Annotated in this window: 1 protein-coding gene; it reads right to left on the bottom strand. The window is 64.9% G+C overall.

Translation table 11 applies throughout. From position 1 onward, the window contains the following. Nucleotides 1-45: 45 nt before the first annotated feature. A complete protein-coding gene (locus ACWIBS_RS15170; RefSeq protein ID WP_376131521.1) occupies nt 46-1395 on the bottom strand; it encodes an IS256 family transposase in 1350 nt (449 codons plus the stop codon). Nucleotides 1396-1457: the final 62 nt, after the last annotated feature.

The following is a 1457-nucleotide window of genomic DNA, read 5'->3' as shown; positions in this document are numbered from 1 at the left end:
TGGGCTTGTCAAGATTTCTGTGTAAGTGGGCATCAGCGGGGGTAGTTAGAGGTGGGGGTTGATGCGTTCGGGGTATGCGAGGGCGAGCTGCTCGAGGGCTTGCTTCCAGTTCGTGGTGACGTTGCCTTCGACGAGCCTGCCGGAGGCCTTGCGTTGGCCCGCGGGTAGCCCGCGTTCCTTCTCTCGTTCTCTCGCGCGCTTGTCTTCGATGTCGCAGATCGCGAGCCAGAGCAGCTTGACCGCGGCGGTGTCGTTGGGGAAGTGGCCCCGGTTCTTGGTGACCTTCCGCAGCTGGTAGTTCAGCGACTCGATCGCGTTCGTCGTATAGATCACCCGGCGCAGCTCGGGCGGGAACGCGAGGAACGGGGTGAACCGGTCCCACGCGTCCTGGAACGACTTCACCGCGGACGGGTATCGTTTGCCGAACTCGGAGGCCGTGAACGTCTCCAGCGCCTCGAGCGCGGCGTCCTCGTTCGCGGCCTGGTAGATCGGCCTGAGCGCGGCGGCGACGGCTTTGCGGTCTTTGTAGTTCACGAACCGCATCGCTGCTCTGATGAGGTGAACGACACACGTCTGCACGGTCGCTTCCGGCCACGTGGCGGCGACCGCGTCACCGAACCCGGTGAGCCCGTCGCAGCAGACGATGAGCACGTCGCGGACGCCGCGGTTGGCGAGCTCGGCGCAGACCGACGCCCAGAACTTCGCGCCTTCCGTGGCCTGCACCCAGATCCCCAGGACGTGCTTGATGCCGTCCATGTCGACCCCGACAGCGATATGCGCGGCCTTGTTGCGGACGTGACCGCCGTCACGGATCTTCACGATGATCGCATCCAGATAGATCACCGGATACAGCGACTCGAGCGGGCGGGTCTGCCAGGCCAGGACCTCGTCGGCGACCTGATCGGTGATCTTCGAGATCGTCTCGTGCGAGAGGTCCGTGCCGATCGTGGAGACCAGATGATGCTGGATGTCGCGGATCGTCATCCCGCCGGCGTAGAGCGAAATGATCATCCCATCCAGGCCGTCCAGCCGGCGTGAGCCTTTCGGGACCAGCATCGGCGTGAACGTGCCGTTGCGGTCCCGCGGGGTCGCGAGTTCGATGTCGCCGATCTCAGTCGCCACCGTCTTCGAGGTCGTGCCGTTGCGGGAGTTCGGATACAGCGCCGCTTCGCTGTCGCCACACTCGTAGCCGACGTGCTCCGTCAGCTCGGCGTCAAGGCCCCGCTCCAACGCGGCCTTCAGCATCCCGCCCAGCAGACCCTGCTCGCCCGTGAGCGGCTCGCCGGCGTCGATCTTCGCGAAGATGTCATCCATCGCGCCCGACGCCTTCAACTGGTCGGCGAGCTCCTTCTGCCGGCGGCGACGTTCCTCGCGCTCCGGGCTAACAGCATTCATAGTCATCAGTGTCTCCTTCAGGGTGAAGCCTCACCCCTTACACAGACCATTTGACAGGCTCG

The organism is Microbacterium sp. NPDC055442 (genome assembly GCF_053644215.1).
This window is presented reverse-complemented; position numbering and strand designations above follow the sequence as displayed.